Source organism: Aquimarina macrocephali JAMB N27, from assembly GCF_000520995.1.
Taxonomy (GTDB): domain Bacteria; phylum Bacteroidota; class Bacteroidia; order Flavobacteriales; family Flavobacteriaceae; genus Aquimarina; species Aquimarina macrocephali.
This window is the reverse complement of record NZ_JACA01000005.1, coordinates 45,344-62,670: the sequence shown is the minus strand read 5'-3', so window position 1 is coordinate 62,670 and position 17,327 is coordinate 45,344. Positions and strand designations below refer to the sequence as shown.

Here is a 17,327-nt window from a genome sequence, read left to right as displayed (position 1 = left end):
TTAATATTTTATTTTAATCGTTTCCATAGTAGCATAGCCTCCTGCTTTTAGGAAAGGTTTTATATGGTATACATAGGTATTGTTAGGAGAAATATTAGTGTCTATCAAATTTGTTTTTGATGACAAAAGTTGTTTCCACAATACAGGTGTCTCATTCTCTTTTGATTTATATATCAATACCTCATGCACTTCTTTGGTTGTTACACGCCACGATAAGTTAATTTTCTTGCTTACCCTATCTACCGTTCCCGAAAATCCTTTAATTACCTCATCTAAATCAACATTCTTAATCACAACGGTAATCGGTACAGAAGGTGCCGATACTAATCCACTATCATCCTGGGCGAAAATAGCATATCGATACCTTTGATTTGATTCTAGCTCTGTATCGGTATATGAACTAATGGTATCTGTTTCGAATAATAACTGCCATCCTTTATCGGCTTCATTTGTGTTTTGGCGATACAATTGATGATGACTAACATCATCGCTTGAGCTATTAATCCATTTTAGAAATACCCCTTTATCAATTACTTTATATTCTTCGAATACTGGAGAAGAAGGTGGCACAACATCTGGTTTTTTTAAGGTAAGTTTTTCAGAATACTCAGACATATTAAAGCGCTGATCTACAGCAACAATCTGGTAATATACTTTTTTATTTAAAGATTTTACTTGAACTGTATCCTGAAACGAAGTACTTTCTATAGGAGAAATGGTTATTTGTGTTACTTCTTCATTTTTCAGATTTCCTCTAAATACGCGATACCCTAACATATCTTTTTCTGTATTTGCCTGCCACTTTAATTGTACTACTCCCAAACTATCTACGGTACCTACTAATCCAATAGGTGCTGACGGAGGAATACTATCTATAGTTTGAACGAATGCACTTAATGAGGTACTTTTTTGATTATTTTGCCCATGAGCTGTAATCTTAAAATAATTAGAAGGTTCTGGTTTTTTAAATGTTGTTTTACGGGCATTTGGGCTAATATTAGATACTACAGGTTTATATGGACCAGCCTCCTGGGCTGCCCAATTTAATTCGAAGCTAGTAATCTCTTGTTCTGCTTCTTTTAAAAAATCCCATGTAATAATTACATTTCCTTCTGTATCAAACGCATGTTTAGAAATATGCGGTGTTGCTGTTAATTTTTTAACTCCCTTAGCAGAAGCAATTTTAGAAGCTGGACTTTCTTCTCCAAATGGTGAAATCCCAATTACCCGATAGTGATATGTTTTATTATTTTGTGATATGGTATCTACATAAAACATTCGTTTTGCAGGATGGCCAGGTTTATCATTAAGGTTGACTAAAGGTATATCTCCTAGTCTATTAAAGTCTGAACCATTTTCTGAGCGTTCTACAAAATAAGAAGTAAAAACACTTTTAAACATCTCATATTCCCAGGTTAATAAAATACTTTTATCATCAGGAACAGCAATAAGATCGATAGGAGATGGTAAAGGTTCTGAGTGCACCGTATTAACAATAACCGAACTTGATATCTCTTTTATACTTTTTGTTTCAGGAATTCTGCTTTTTATACGGTACAAATATTCTTCTCCCGAGGTTATTGACTCATCAACGTATCCTAAAGCAGCCATTTTAGCACCTTCAAAATTCATATCTGCCGCGTATAATGAAAATGAATATCGCTGCTCTATCTCTGCAGATTTATTAATGATCTGAGCCACTCCTCCTTCTTGCATGTCTTCTACTTGAAAACCTTCACCGTATATAGCTTGAGCAATAATAGCTGCGTAATCATTTTTATGAACTATATCTTCCCATTCTTCTACAGGTCTGGGGCGAATAGAATCTTGCAAAACAACTCTTTCATATGGTGGTGTTAAGAGTTTTCCTTGTTTTTTAACTGTAAATCTCTCTAAAAGATATCCATATTTATTACCTTTTAACCATACTCCAGCAGCAGTTGGTGCCCATCGTAATAGGACTTTACCATTTTGAAACCTGGCAATGATCTGAACTTCATTTTGAGAAGTATCTTCATTACTCTGGCCATAGCCCAAACTAGTTATTCCAAAAAATACTATTATGTATAAAAGCCTTTTCATTAACGTATTTTCATTGGGTTTTTAAATTTGTAATATGCACTACTTCCCGTTATTCCGCCAGGAAGCTTATAGGTAAGTTTCACATTATAGTTTCCATATCTAATAAATAGATATTCACTATCCAATATTCGTAAAGCAGGATCATTAGCAGGAATAATGCCGTCTACATAATCATTCATTACCTTATTTCTTACATCTAAATAATCAACCTTATACACTTCTGGTAAATTGTATCGATACGGAAAATTAATCGCTCTCCAGTTTAGATCCACTCCGTGTTCCAGACTAGTAAGATAATTTGAACTAATGGGTAGAGCTCTTTTGGGTATAAATCCTAAGATCGAAGGATCTCTGCTAATCGTATACTTTTTACTTATTCCATAATATCGATATAATATAGGGTCTATATCTTCTATCAAATAATCATCTTTTAATGTAGATTCTACTACTACCAAAGATTTCTTTTCTGAATATTTATTTCCTCTAAGTTCTACAATATCAAAACCTTCATGATTTTTTATCTTAGACGTTAGGTATACTACATCAGAAGTAATTTTGCCCCAATCATTATCCGTAATACTTATATCTTTAACTTTTGCTGCAAAAGTTTTATACTCACTTGATTTAAATTCATAACTCAGCCTTTCTATTTCTCCTTCTTTTATTACATCTTGAGCATTGTTTTTCCGAATTTCGAGTGTATTATTTTCTCCCAGATCTTTAGTCTCTGTACTGGTATTATCCTGATTCGAATCTTTTGAAGATTTGGTAGTACTTACTATAGTCATTAAATACTTAGTCTCTTTATCTGTTTTAGGTATAGTATAACTTACTTTATTCCCCGAATTATTATAGTTAAAAGCAGATTCCTCTATTCTTCCATTATCATCTACATATTTTACTATACTTTGCCATTGCGCATTATCAAAAAGATAATCCTGCCCTCGTTGTAATTGTATATACCCGGTATTATGTTCTCCAGAATAAAATAATTGTTGATCTACTACTGGATAGGAATATTGTATATTATGTAAAGGGATATGATCGGGAGCTGTTCCTGTGATAAAATTTCTCTCTTCAATCTCAATCACTTTTTGTCCATCTTCCAAAATAGTTTTGAAGACACCATCTATTTTTTCCTGAAAGCTTACTTCTACAGTAGCTTTTAATTTAGTTGCCGGAGGTAAAATATCATCAGAGATAAATGTTGCTCTATCATTCATATACCCCCACTCTAATTCTCCTATAATCTCTTTTTCGGTTTCGTCAACAACGGTAAACCTTTCTAGAATAACTTTATATGTTTTATCGCCATCATCTTCTGGAATTACAATAGGTTGATTTACTTTCATTGCAAATGTTGCTTGCGGAGCTGCAAAGACATCTACATCATTATCTCCATCTTTGGGTGTAAGATCAGTAATCATTTTTATACCTCCTAATGGTGCGGCATCTTCAAACTCACATTCTTTACCTAATGTGATCTTAAATCGATAACTTCCTTTTACCAGACCTCCCAATAAATCAAAATATCCTCCTGCATACCCTCGCATCCAAAACGGATTTGGTCCTTTGGCTTGCATTAGTATTGCTGTTCCTCCTTTTATAATCGGAATCTTTTTCTTTATAAAAAATAATTTGATTCGAATCCCTAGCTCTCCCTGCAGATATGCATATGCTTGTCCGTTAGCATACCATCCATTAATCCCAACTTCATCACCTGTATTTACACAGCGAGCATCTCCATAATCCTTAAGCATGATATCGAATCCTAAACCAGCCTGAAAACGTGCATAAAAAATAAGGAATCGTAGATCTCCAGTATCAAGTTTAAAATCACTTCCAAAGGCAAAACCTCTACCATCTCCCAATGCATTTTCGTCTCGCATATAGTCCAGAACTTCTGCTTCTACTCCAAGTATTTGAGCTACCTCGGGTGGTGGTGGTGGGCTACCGGGTATTCGATCCCCAGTCATAAAATACCCTCCTGTTTCCATAGAAAGAGGGCCAATTCCCATTTTTAGACCTAATCTATCTGTTGGTGTCCCCATATGAACATACCATTCATCTGGAGATATATGTACAACACCCCATCCCGCACGACCTCTGGATGCTCTTCCTACGATAACACTACCTACATTAACATATAGATCCAGTGTAGCATGAAATGACTTATTAACAAAATCAAGTTCCATAGCTAATTTTGCACTAATTGCTACTTCTCCTACAATTTCTTCAGGATATTCTTCTGTTGCTTTATCCATGAATGTTTTGCCTGCTTTGGTGTCCATAATGCCATTTACCATTTCATTATCTACCATTCCACTAAGCTTTTCAGACAGTTTTGCTACAGGGTTTTCAAAACTAAATGCTTTCATGGCCTGTGCTTCTCCATAAAATCCAAGTCGATTTACACCTCCACTTTTATTAAACTCTATTTCAAAACCGGCACTTACTGCAATTGCGCTTTCATCTCCGATTGCTGCAAAAACAGCTGCTTTTACCCCCAATCGTGTAGATTCATCAGGAATATAAGAAAGCCCAGAAGGTGAGAAATCAGGTCCTGCATTAGGTCTTCTACTCATTCTATAGAATGCACCACCGGCAAATCCATTTATTTGAAACGGTCCAGCTTGTATTTTTAAACCTTTTATCGCAGCATCAACATACCAATATCTAAATTCATTTTTTCCAAAAATCGCTTTACAACTCAGTGGTCCAAAACTACCAAACGTACCCGTGATTTCTGCAGAAAAACCATCTCCATACACAGGGTCATTGTCCATTAACAGTAAAGAACCTTCTAATTGTATGGCTCCCATGTCTGCTATAAGATGAATTTCAGAAATATCTAATCTGTCATATTTCCATCGTTGCTTATACTCTTTTTCTTCAAATTTTCCGAAAATTCCTAAACGAGCATCTGCAGCAAACCCCTTTCCCATCAGGTTTACCTTTAGGTCAAATTCAATTCCCGCTTCATGCTCATTTGAAGTAAAAGCAATATCGGCTATAGATACAGGGAAGCTGCTTAGTTTTACTTCATCTTTATATCCGAAATAATCAACTTTCATAATCGGTGAAGTCGTTTGAAGTACCAAATTTTGAAATTCGATTCCTTTAAATTGAACCGTTTTATCTTTATCAATTTTATCGCCTTCATTAGCCAATGATTCTTTTTGACTTGCAGAAATAGCCATTCTTCCATTAAGGATAGCTTTGGGTTGAAAAGAACCATCTTTTACCATTAGTTCTACGGCAGAATTAGGTAGTAATTCTGCTTTGGCTTGAAACACATCAAATTGTAGTGTGTCTAAAGTAGAAACAACAAGGCCATATTCTTCTTCTGATATGATTCCTTTATATCCCAATCCCATTTTCTTATCATCATTCTGTTTTTTTTCATTATCAGAAATCGGAAGTAAGATACGGCCACTAAAATCTGCTCCTATTAATCTATTTGAAGCCAATTCGATACCAATCTTATCAACAGAGAAAGCCCATGCCTTAGATTCTGATGTTCTTCCTGATTCTAAAGGGATTATATTTTCGGCAGCAAATTGCCCTGAAACTCCATAACTATCAATGAGTAAATTAGCAGCTTCAAAACGTACTCTATCATTTTTAGAAATACTTTCTTTTGTTTTAAATTCTTTTGGAAGCACTACTTCTAGGGACTCAACAAATACTCCTCGCCATGATTCTTCACTGGGTAATAAAAGTCCCTTTTCGTAATAGTGCTTTGGAAAAGTAACATTTTCTGTTCTTAGGTCACTAAAATCAAATACTGCTTTGTTTAGCGAAAACATAAATTTGTCTTTCTGATTGGTCAGAACAAATGGTGTAATTCCGATCTCTACGATCAGATCATTCCAATTTGATGCTACTGCTTTAAAATTTCCGCGTACTCTATTAGGTATCTGCCTAATTTTATTATCCGCACCAGTATATGATCTCGTTTCTTCTAAAAGTTTTCCTTTCTCATCAACCGGAAGTAACATATTACGAGAAAATTGAACTTCTCCATCCAATCTCATTTCTTTTACCCCATCGCAATTAATCGTTACAGACGTTTTGTTTTGGGTATCTCCGGTTTTAAAATCAAACCCTCCTTTTAATGACAGTAACCAATTTCCTCCATTAAAAGGTATAAACACATCTCCAAGTAATACTAAATTAGCATCGCCCATTAATCCACCTTGGTGTGAAAGTTTTACATTATTAGCTCCAAAAAAAATCTCTAGAGGATCTCCTTTTTCATCTGTTTGTGGGAGAATAACTCTTACAAAAACAGTGAGTTCTGTATATTCTTTATTAAACCTCGCTTTTGTAAAACCAAGTTGATATTCGACTTCGTTTGCTATGTATTTTACCCCAACAGGTAACGTTTGTATATCTTCATTACTAAATGATGTAACCCATTTTCCTTCCTTATCTATTTCTTCAAAACCAACTTTAGCTTCTTCTTTTCCTTTATTAACTAATTCTCCCGGTGCATTGTATTCTTTCTGAATATTACTAAATGTAAATTCTGGAGCATAGGAGACATCTAAAACATTTTTTAGAGGAAATTCTTTATCGAGTTCGGGAAATTTAACAAACTTAGAAATCGTTGTATTCTCTCTTACTACTTTTTCTCCTTTATCTGTTTTAACAGTAAGCGAATCTTTACCATTACTAAAAGGGTATAATAGTGCAGGGACTATCCAAGATAAGATTAGAAGTACTTTTATTTTCATAAAAAATAATTAAAAGTGATGGTACAATAATTATATACTTAAAATCTCTAAAACTGCTATAGTATTATTATTTATATAGGTATCTAAAAGTTTTAAAGAGTTAACATTCTGTGCAAATATATACATATGAATAGCAAATATATCCCCCTGAATTCAGTGAAAAAAGCATGTTATTCAGTATAATTAGTGATTTTTAGGAATTATAATCAAATGCACCCAACATAAGCTATGTTGTTAAAATTGAATATGAAAATCGATTACAAAAGCAGGTGTAAAGAAGTATTTAAGAATCAATACACCTTGCCTGTTTTGGTGTTTCAAATAGGTTATATTACCTACCGAAAGAGAAATTAGTGATTATTTATTCCCTTTTTAAAATATTGAATTAAAAAGACTACATTTTAGAAGATAGCTCTGCAAGTTGCTCGGATTTAACTTGCATATATTCACTTAATTTTTCTATTTCTTCCCCAGGAAGTATATTCATAAGGCGGTTATATTGCTTACTAAGATCGCTACTTGCGTCACTTAATTTAAGAAAAGAATCCATATCGTTTGCTTCTACAGCTTTCTCATAATTTGCCACATATCGTTCATAATCCTTTATATACTTTTTGGAATATGTATTATCTGTAGTATCAAAGGTTCCTGGTATATGGTATGTTTTATCATCAGTAGTACTTTCCTTCTTGGCAGGTTTTTTCTTTTTGGTCGACTTTTTCTTCTTTTTTGCTTCGGACTCCTCATCAACTTCTTCAATAAAATCAGATGTATCTCCTCTAGCAACTTCTACCGGCTCCAAATTATCAGTTTTAGCTTCTTTTTTGCAAGAAACTACAGATAATAATGCTAGACAAAGAAAAATGGTCAAAATAGGGGTTTTCATAATTTTAGTTTTAAGACAATATATAGTTAAATTAATGTTATAAGAAGTAACGTTAATTTAGTATTTTATTTCTTAAAAGTAACAAAAAAATTATCGTAAAAGCTCTTTTAAGCCCTTTAAATCCATTTCTTTTTGAGTTCCGGATTCCATATCCTTGACCGTAAATGTATTATTATTCATTTCTGAAGTCCCTGCAAGTACAACAAATGGTATTGTTCTTTTATTTGCATACCCCATTTGTTTCTTCATTTTGGCATTATCGGGATATAGCTCTGCTATTATCTCATCATTTCTAAGTGCATTAACTGCTTTCAGGCAATAAAACGCTTCTTCTTCTCCAAAATTTATGAATAGTACTTTTGTCGAAGGTGCAACCGTTTCTGGGAACAATCCTAATTCATCAAGAACAAGATAAATTCTATCCAAACCAAAAGAAATTCCTACACCACTAATATCTTTTAATCCAAAAATCCCTGTTAGATCATCATATCGACCGCCACCACCTATAGATCCCATTTTTACAGTATCTGGTGCTGATACTTCAAAAATAGCTCCTGTATAATAGTTTAATCCTCTCGCTAATGTAACATCAAGATCCAAAATTGCTGTTTCTAATGAAATCTCTTTAATAGCATTAACTATAAATTGTAATTCTTCTACTCCTTGCATCCCTTCTTCAGAAGAAGCTAACATATTTCGTAATTTATCTAACTTTTCTGATGTCGTTCCTGTAAAATTAAAAAGTGGTTTTACACTTTCTATAGCTGTTTCGGAAATACCTTTATTCAACATCTCCTTCTTCACTCCATCTTCTCCAATTTTATCTAATTTATCCAGTGCAACCGTAAAATCAATTAATTTATCGCTTGCTCCTATTACTTCTGCAATCCCAGAAAGAATTTTGCGATTATTAATTTTAATGGTTACCCCCTGAAGTTTTAGTTTGGTAAAAACAGAATCATATAGCTTGATAAAATCAACCTCTTGCCATAAAGAAGCGCTTCCTACCACATCTGCATCACATTGATAAAACTCTCTAAAACGTCCCTTTTGTGGTCTATCTGCCCTCCATACGGGTTGCATTTGGTATCTCTTAAACGGAAAATCAATTTCATTCTGGTGTTGCACAACATAACGTGCAAATGGTACCGTAAGATCATAACGAAGTGCTTTTTCGCTAATCTTTGTAGTCATTTTAGTACTATTCTTAGATGAATATAAAGCTTCATCCACCTTATTTAGATAATCTCCACTATTTAATATCTTAAAAATCAATCGATCTCCCTCTTCTCCATATTTACCCATCAAGGTTTCACTATTCTCAAAACTAGGGGTTTCGATAGGATGAAAACCGAATAATTGAAACTGTGATTTAATAACATTCATAATATAACTTCTCTTAGCCACTTCTATAGGTGAAAAGTCACGTGTTCCTTTTGGTATTGATGGTTTTTGTGCCATTATCTAGTTTTTAGTGAGTATTGGATAGACTATAGATATAGTACAGTACCTATTTATCTTTGTAAGCCTGCAAATATAATATTCTATTAGTACTCATAAATCATTTTAATTCGTACATAAGCAGCAATTAGTTTACTGATAATCAATATCATAACTACAAATCATTAACTAACCTTTACTAACTACCTGTTATTTCAAGCTGCAAATATCTAAAAAAAGTATAAAGACCTTGATCAATACTTATAAAAAATCTGGTTTTTTGAGTAACTTTAAACACGTTTTGTAGTCCTATATAAAGAACTCACTATTAAAAACTATTATGTTTTCACTTTTTAGAGAAAATATCCGAATTGCAATGGACTCTATAAAAGGGCAAGTTCTACGAACTGTTCTTACTATATTAATTATTGCAATTGGTATTACATCATTGGTTGGAATACTTACTTTGGTTGGTGCTTTAGAAAATACAATTTCTGGAGATTTTGCTTCAATGGGTGCTAATACTTTTAATATCCAACGCTACGAATTTAGTACGAGAAACAGTAGAGATCGAGATAAAATCAATCCTATTATTAGCTATCGTAATGTAAAAGAATTTAAAGATAAGTATAGTTACCCTTTCTCAAAAACATCTATTCATTTTACTGGTACTCGTAATGCCGAAGTAAAATATGATAGTGAAAAAACAGACCCGGAAGTATCTGTAGTAGGAATTAATGAAAATTACCTTGAAAATACCGGAACCGAAATAGATAATGGTAGAAATTTCACTTTTTTTGATGTAGAAAACAATAACCACGTATGTCTTATTGGATCCGATTTTAAAAAGAATTTATTTAAGGATACTAATCCTATGGGTAAAACCATAAGTATTAGAGGAGTAAAATTTAAGGTAATCGGGCTTCTGGAGAGCAAAGGAGCTACATTTAGAAATAATCAGGATTTACGAGTCCTGATTCCTTTACAGATAGCGAGATCCATTTTTACACTTCCTAATATTAATTATGGTATCAGTGTAAAGGTAGATGACAAACAATTTCTAGAAGGTGCTCAGGATGAGGCTATTCTGACTTTTAGAAACATAAGAGGACTAAATCCGATCGAAGAAAATAATTTTGGACTTGAGCGTAGTGATGACTTATTAAATCGAATAGCCAGTATTACTGTTTATCTGTACTATGCTGCCTGGATTATTAGTATTATTACCATATTTGGTTCTTCAATTGCTTTAATGAATATCATGTTGGTTTCTGTTACCGAACGAACCCGAGAAATTGGAGTGAGAAAAGCCTTGGGAGCCAAAAAACATACTATCGCAGGTCAGTTTTTTATGGAAACCGTTATTATCGGTCAAATTGGTGGCTTTGTGGGTATTATTCTAGGAATCCTGATTGGTGGAGGAATTTCGGTAATGATGAGTTTCTCCTTCAGCACTCCTTGGCTTGCTATATTTGCTGCTACTACTATTTCTTTTGTAATTGCAGTTGTTTCTGGATTGTATCCTGCCGTAAAAGCAGCAAAACAAGATCCTATAGAATCTTTGAGATACGAATAGTAATTAACTCCATATTACCTTTCACAATATAATAAGACATTTCTTATGATACTGTGATCACTATTTTGCTATTATTCTCTGTTTTCGATCATATTAGCAAAATAGTGATATAACTCTCCTTTAGTGATATTTGCTCCTTTTTGGATTAATGTAAATTTATCCATGTTTTTATCATCACTATATTCCTTAGACGCATTATAAAATACCACTTCGTCATTTAGTAAATTACCTTGCAACCATTGATACCCTTCTTGTGTAGTGATATCAATAGCTTCATTATTCACCTTTACCGCAATAAGACACATCTCGTTATCCTGTAATTCGAACAAATGTATCTGATCTTTCGAAAAATGTTCTAGATATTGCGCATTGGCAAGTACTTTTTCCCATACCAAATCACTAAAAATATCAATTTCTTCTTCGGCGACCTGAGGTTTATTTTCTTTAATATCACTCCACTCTTCCGCTGTAATGGATTGTGTTGCCAAAAAGTTGATGAACTCTGCATGTAATTCTTCTAATTGTTCCTTGCTTAATCTTTGATATTTCATTGTAAAAAAATTGACTGCAAAAGTAATTATAAAAAGATGATTTTAAAACAATAAACACTGTCTTCTAACCTCTATTTTCCCTTTACCCCAAAATATAAAATCTATAACCTCTAAAGTCCTTATATTTATCATTCAACAAATAACATCACACAAAATGAATACTTTTTTCACTACACGTACTTCACATATCTTTTTATTTCTCTTCATAACACTTACTATGAATGCTCAAGAACTTTCTAAAACAGAAAAAAAAATCATTAAATCGATAGAAGCCAATCATAAATCAGCTATTCAATTTCTAGAGAAAGTAGTAAATATTAATAGTGGAACAATGCATCATGCTGGTGTAAAAGAGGTAGGAATGGTATTTAAAGAACAATTTGATGCAATTGATTTTAACACACGTTGGATTGATATGCCTGCAGAAGTAAATCGAGCCGGACATTTGTTTGCAGAAATTTCTGGAAGTAAAGGAAAAAAAATATTACTCATTGGGCATTTGGATACCGTATTTGAAAAAGATAGTCCTTTTCAAAAATTTAAGAAAGATGGAGATATTGCATATGGTCCCGGGACTAATGATATGAAAGGCGGAGATGTTGTTGTGTTATATGCCTTAAAAGCATTACATGAAAATAAATTACTTAATGATGCACAGATCATAGTTGCCTTTACGGGAGATGAAGAAAGCACAGGTCAACCATTAGATATTAGTAGAAAAGATTTGATCGATGCTGCTAAAAAAAGTGAAATAGCATTAGGGTTTGAGACATCTACAGGATTTAATTATGCCACAGTTGCCCGAAGAGGGTCTTCTGGATGGAAATTAGAGGTTAAAGGAAAAAGAGCACATTCATCTGGCGTTTTTAATGAACGAGTAGGTGCAGGTGCCATTTTTGAAGCTTCCAGAATTTTAAACGCCTTCTATACAGATGTTAAAGGAGAAGAGTTTTTAACTTTTAATCCTGGAGTAATTCTGGGAGGAACAGAAGTTAAATTTGATAGCTCAATAAGCGAAGGAGAAGCTTTCGGAAAAAGCAATGTAGTACCACAAACGGTTATGGTAAAAGGAGGATTACGTTTTATTTCTGAGGAACAAAAAGAAAGAGCACGCTCAAAAATGAAAAAAATTACCGAAGAAAATTTACCACAGACCAGTGCTACTATCTCTTTTAATGATAGTTATCCTGCTATGCAACCCACAGAAGGCAACCTAAAACTACTAACATTATTAAATAAGGTAAGTAAAGCTCTTGATCAAGGGGTAGTTGAGGCATATGACCCGGGTAAACGAGGAGCAGCAGACACTTCTTTTGTAGCTGATTATGTAGACTGCCTGGATGGATTAGGAACAATGGGAAGTGGAGCACATACTCCAAAAGAAACATTAGATCTAACTACCTTTGAAGCTCTAACCAAACGTACAGCAATACTTATCTATCGATTAATCAATCAATAGTTTTAATAAAACAATAAAAAAAGCCTTCAATGTGAAGGCTTTTTTTGTTCTTTAAAATAGAAATAAATTCTCTTTTAGAATATATATCGTAATCCTACCTGAGCCTGCCATCTTGATTGAAGACTCGAATCATATCCATAAGTATCAACCAAATTTGAATCAAAAGAATAGGTAGGTGTATTTGTAGCTGTATCTACATTAACTCCTAAAACCTGTACATTATTTGGTTGTTGTACTAATCCCCAATCCGAATTAATTAAATTACCAACATTTAAAACATCTAAGCTAACCTGAATCGTATTCGTTCTTTCTCCTACATTAATATTAAAATCCTGTAGCAGCTTAACATCCACCTTATTTCTCCATGGTGCTATAGCTCCATATCGTTTTGCATAGCCTCCTCTATTATCCCTAAGATAATCATCTTGTTGAACATACGCTTCAAAAGCTGCTCTCTGCGCTTCTCTTTCATTAAAAGAAGCTCCGCTAAATGAATACGTAGCTAATTCGGTCTGTGTAGGAATATAAATCAAATCATTCAAAGAAGATCCATCTCCATTAATATCGCCTGCATAGGTGTAATTAAATCGACCACCTTGAGCAAATTCAGCAAAACCAGAAATAGTAGTTGCAAATTTCTCGTTACCATATGTCCATTTTTTAGAAGCAATAGCAATGATTCTATGTTTATCTCCATATTTAGAGTACGATAGAACATCATTATTTACATTTCCTAAAGCAGGATTACCTGCAAATGCATCTCCGGTAATTTCTGCTTCAATAGAATTTACATCCTTAGCATCCAAATAACTATAGGCTACACTAGCATACAGGTTATTATCAAAATTCTTAGCTGCTTTAAAAGAAGCGTTTACAATTCTTCCTTTGTTAGAATTGGTTAGCACAAAAGCATTATTAGCACCTCTATCTGTAGCTCCATATATTTGTCTATTATCAACTCCTGATAATGTTTGAGTTGGTTCACGTAATCCCCAATTCTGAACATGAATTCCATTTATATCCTCTGTATACGCAAAATCACCAGTAAGGATCACACCATTATTCAATCTATAATCAACTCCTAAGCTAGATCTCCATACCTGCGGAAACTGAAAATCAGGATCTACAATCTGGAAAAAACCATCATCTGCCCCACTCACCTGGTTTCCTATCCACACAAATGGTAGTCTACCTGTAAATATACCTGTACCTCCACGGAGTTGGAAAGTTTTATCTCCTTTAACATCATAATTAAATCCTAATCTTGGTGATATCAAAAGTCTATCTGTAGGTAAAGTAGTTGAGTTTAAAGATACCTCTCCTTCGTTAGGATTAAAATATACAATACTTTCATCTCTGCTAGCTCCATTATCAGTATCTATATATTCCTGAATACGCTCATCGGTATCAAAATATAATGGTTTATCAAACCTAATCCCGTAACTAAACTTAAATCGTTCTGTAATATTCCATTCTTCCTGAATATAAAAAGCCAATTGCCCCACATTTAACTCTGCTAGTTTCCAACCTCCATCATTACCATCTCCTGCAGCGTTTAGTGCTGTAAAACGATCTTGAGCAAATTGTATATTAGCAGCGACTACACCATTATTTGCATCATCCAAAAAGGAACTTACCGAACCATAGGGTGAAAATAACCCACGATATGTAGATCCAAAATTAGCAAAATCTTCATATGCCGTTAAATTAAACGAGTTCTTAAATCTAAACATCTCGAAAGAAGCTCCAACTGTAACCGTATGATCTCCAAGAAAAATATTAAGATTATTAGTTGCCTGAATTACTTTTTGATCTAATTTATTATTGATAGAAAATGGTTCATGACCAGCAATGATATAATTTGATCCAGCTCCATCCTGAATTGTTATTACAGGTGCAGGTGCTGATAATGGATTTCTAAAATCATCAAAATGCGTGTAACCTGCCTGGAATTTATTAGCAAACTTGCTTGAGAATGTAGAATTAACTTCTAACTGAAAAGAGTTTATATTATTATTAATCTCATAACCCGAATTTTCAAACTGCAATGTAGAAGCGCTAGGTCCTCGGATTCCTAATGCCGTTGGGTGTGCAGGTTTTTCTTTAGAAGCTCTTAAAAAATTATAAATAATAGCTGCTCTATGTTTATCATTGATATTCCAATCTAGCTTAAGGATTCCTTTGGTAGATTCAGAATCATAAGTAAATCCCTGATATGCGCCTGTAGTATACCCCAAATTTGCCAGTGCATTGCTAACCGCAATCATATCCGATTCTAATACACGAGATTCATTAATACCACCACTACCCGTATTAGGTAACCAGGATGAACCTAAATCAGTACGTTGATCTCTTTCTGCATTAGCAAAAAAGAACAGTTTATTCTCAATGATAGGTCCGCCAATACTAAATCCGTATTGAGTTTGCTCCAGATCAGACTTAAATACATCCTCTCCCTTTACTTTACCACCGGTAAGGTCTTCATTTCTAAAGAATCCATAAACAGTCCCTTTAAAAGTATTGGTTCCACTTTTTGTAACTGCATTAACAGATGCTCCTGTAAACCCTGATAATGTTACATCATAAGGAGCTGTAGATACTTGAATCTGTTCGATAGCATCCAACGAGATTGGTTGTGAATCAGTCTGGCCTCCCGGAGTTGCAGCATCTAATCCAAAAGGATTATTAAATACAGCTCCATCTAAACTGAAATTATTAAATTGATCATTTCTTCCTCCAAAAGAGTTTCCGCTTGCTGTAGGTTCTAATCTTGTAAAATCAGCAGCAGAACGTGATATTGTAGGTAATGTTTGTAATTCTCTTCTACCAACACTAGTTTCTGCACCAGTGCGATCACTACTGAATGTAGAATTTTTATTAGTAGTAATTATAACTTCTTCTAATTGATTACTATCCTCAACCAACGTTATATTAAGGTTAAAGGTTTGTCCCAATTGTAAAAACACTTCATCAATAAGTTGCTTTTTAAAACCTACATAACTTATTGTTATTCTATAGGGCCCGCCTACACGTAAATTGTTTAGATTAAAACGCCCGTCAAAATCAGTCACTCCACCATAAGAAGTACCTGTAGGTCCATGGACTGCCGTAACATTAGCACCTGGTAGTAATTGACTCCCATTATCACGTACTATTCCCGAAATATTGGAAGTAGTAACCTGAGCATTGATCGTAGTCCCCATCAACACTAAAATTAATAGAATAATTTTTTTCATGTAATAATAACTTTTAATTAATTGATTAAGAATGAAGTTGTTTAAACTTTTTCGCTAGAATCAAAAAAGTTTAAACAACTTCAATAAAAATAAAATAAAAAAATCGCTCAAAAGAGCGATTTTTCATAATATTATAAAACAGTTATCAACTGTTATTTACCTATTTAGCTTTAGTAATTACTTCAAAAGCAACAGGAATAATTACTTCTCTATGAAGGCGTACAGAAGCTTCATACTGACCTAAACGTTTAATTGTTCCACCAGGTACAGTAATAAATTTCTTTTCTAATTCAACACCTTCCTTAGCAAATACTTCTGCAACATCAGCATTAGATACAGAACCAAATAATTTATCTCCAGCTCCAGCCTTCGCTAAAATTTTGATTTCTAATCCAGTAAGTTTCTTTCCTATTTTTTCTGCATCTTCGATCTCTTTCTTTTCTTTAAAAGCACGTTGTTTCAACGTTTCAGCAAGTACTTTTTTTGCAGAAGGAGTTGCTAATAATGCAAATCCATTAGGAATTAAATAGTTACGACCATAACCATTCTTAACTTCTACTACATCGTCTGCGAATCCTAGATTCTCAACGTCTTTCTTTAATATAAGTTCCATAATATGTTATGACGAATTTTATTTTAATAAATCACCAACGTATGGCATTAAAGCTAGATGTCTTGCTCTTTTTACAGCAACACTTACTTTACGTTGATATTTTAATGAAGTTCCTGTAAGGCGACGAGGTAATAGCTTACCTTGTTCATTTACAAATGCCATCAAGAAATCCGGATCTTTATAATCAATATACTTGATACCAGACTTTTTAAAACGACAATATTTCTTCGTTTTTGATGTATCTATATTAAGAGGAGTAAGATATCTAATCTCTCCGTCTTTTTTTCCTTTAGCTTGTTGTTCTATAGATGACATAATTAAGCTTTTTGTTTGTTTCTATTTCTTCTCTTCTCTGCCCAAGCAATTGCATGCTTATCAAGGCGTACAGTAAGGTAACGCATTACTCGTTCGTCTCTTCTGTACTCAACTTCTAAAGCATTGATAGCTTCACCAGGTACCTGGTATTCAAATAAGTGGTAAAATCCACTTTTTTTGTGTTGGATTGCATATGCAAGCTTTTTAAGCCCCCAATCCTCTTTTGATATCATCTTGGCACCATTAGAAACAAGAATGTCTTCGTATTTCTTAACTGTTTCCTTTATCTGATCTTCAGATAAAACGGGATTCAAGATGAAAACAGTTTCGTATTGATTCATAAAAATCTATATTTAAATTAAAATTGGCTGCAAAAGTAAGACTATTTTTTGGATTTTCAAACCCTAATATCATTTCGATGAAACACTAT

General features: G+C 33.6%; 11 protein-coding genes. 2 read left to right on the top strand and 9 right to left on the bottom strand.

Annotated elements, in window-relative coordinates; genetic code table 11:
* The 4 genes from Z054_RS0105415 to hisS form a co-directional block, all read right to left on the bottom strand.
* Entirely contained in the window at window positions 1–2,082 is a 2,082-nt protein-coding gene (locus tag Z054_RS0105415; RefSeq protein WP_024769064.1) for a fibronectin type III domain-containing protein, read from the bottom strand.
* Window positions 2,082–6,821: a hypothetical protein gene (locus Z054_RS0105410; protein ID WP_024769063.1), complete on the bottom strand. Its 4,740-nt coding sequence runs from the start codon at window positions 6,819–6,821 to the stop codon at window positions 2,082–2,084. Before Z054_RS0105410 ends, Z054_RS0105415 begins: the two co-directional genes overlap by 1 nt.
* Before the next feature lie 394 nt (window positions 6,822–7,215).
* A complete protein-coding gene (locus Z054_RS0105405) occupies window positions 7,216–7,707 on the bottom strand; it encodes a hypothetical protein (protein ID WP_024769062.1) in 492 nt (163 codons plus the stop codon).
* 90 nt (window positions 7,708–7,797) lie between these two features.
* Window positions 7,798–9,168 (bottom strand): histidine--tRNA ligase, encoded by a 1,371-nt coding sequence (gene hisS, locus Z054_RS0105400; RefSeq protein WP_024769061.1) that lies wholly within the window; start codon window positions 9,166–9,168, stop codon window positions 7,798–7,800.
* 319 nt (window positions 9,169–9,487) lie between these two features.
* On the opposite strand from hisS, the gene Z054_RS0105395 reads away from it, so the two are divergent.
* Window positions 9,488–10,723, top strand: a complete 1,236-nt coding sequence (locus tag Z054_RS0105395; RefSeq protein WP_024769060.1) for an ABC transporter permease — start codon at window positions 9,488–9,490, stop codon at window positions 10,721–10,723.
* A gap of 71 nt (window positions 10,724–10,794) precedes the next feature.
* Here Z054_RS0105395 and Z054_RS0105390 read toward each other — a convergent pair whose 3' ends face one another.
* Complete coding sequence (locus Z054_RS0105390; protein WP_024769059.1) at window positions 10,795–11,274, bottom strand: DUF6495 family protein; 480 nt, start codon at window positions 11,272–11,274, stop codon at window positions 10,795–10,797.
* A gap of 217 nt (window positions 11,275–11,491) precedes the next feature.
* Here Z054_RS0105390 and Z054_RS0105385 point away from each other — a divergent pair, with 217 nt between their 5' ends.
* Window positions 11,492–12,733: a M20/M25/M40 family metallo-hydrolase gene (locus Z054_RS0105385; RefSeq protein ID WP_394331055.1), complete on the top strand. Its 1,242-nt coding sequence runs from the start codon at window positions 11,492–11,494 to the stop codon at window positions 12,731–12,733.
* A 74-nt stretch (window positions 12,734–12,807) separates the two neighbouring features.
* On the opposite strand, the gene Z054_RS0105380 is transcribed toward Z054_RS0105385, so the two are convergent.
* The 4 genes from Z054_RS0105380 to rpsF all read right to left on the bottom strand — a co-directional run bounded on the left by Z054_RS0105380 (window position 12,808) and on the right by rpsF (window position 17,238).
* On the bottom strand, window positions 12,808–15,969 hold the full coding sequence (locus Z054_RS0105380; protein WP_024769057.1) for a TonB-dependent receptor: 3,162 nt from the start codon (window positions 15,967–15,969) through the stop codon (window positions 12,808–12,810).
* A gap of 160 nt (window positions 15,970–16,129) precedes the next feature.
* Window positions 16,130–16,582 (bottom strand): 50S ribosomal protein L9, encoded by a 453-nt coding sequence (rplI, locus tag Z054_RS0105375; protein ID WP_024769056.1) that lies wholly within the window; start codon window positions 16,580–16,582, stop codon window positions 16,130–16,132.
* A gap of 18 nt (window positions 16,583–16,600) precedes the next feature.
* Window positions 16,601–16,900: a 30S ribosomal protein S18 gene (gene rpsR / locus Z054_RS0105370; RefSeq protein ID WP_174412104.1), complete on the bottom strand. Its 300-nt coding sequence runs from the start codon at window positions 16,898–16,900 to the stop codon at window positions 16,601–16,603.
* Window positions 16,900–17,238 carry a 30S ribosomal protein S6 gene (gene rpsF, locus Z054_RS0105365; protein ID WP_024769054.1) on the bottom strand — a complete coding sequence of 113 codons (339 nt, stop codon included), beginning with the start codon at window positions 17,236–17,238 and terminating at the stop codon, window positions 16,900–16,902. Before rpsF ends, rpsR begins: the two co-directional genes overlap by 1 nt.
* Window positions 17,239–17,327: the final 89 nt, after the last annotated feature.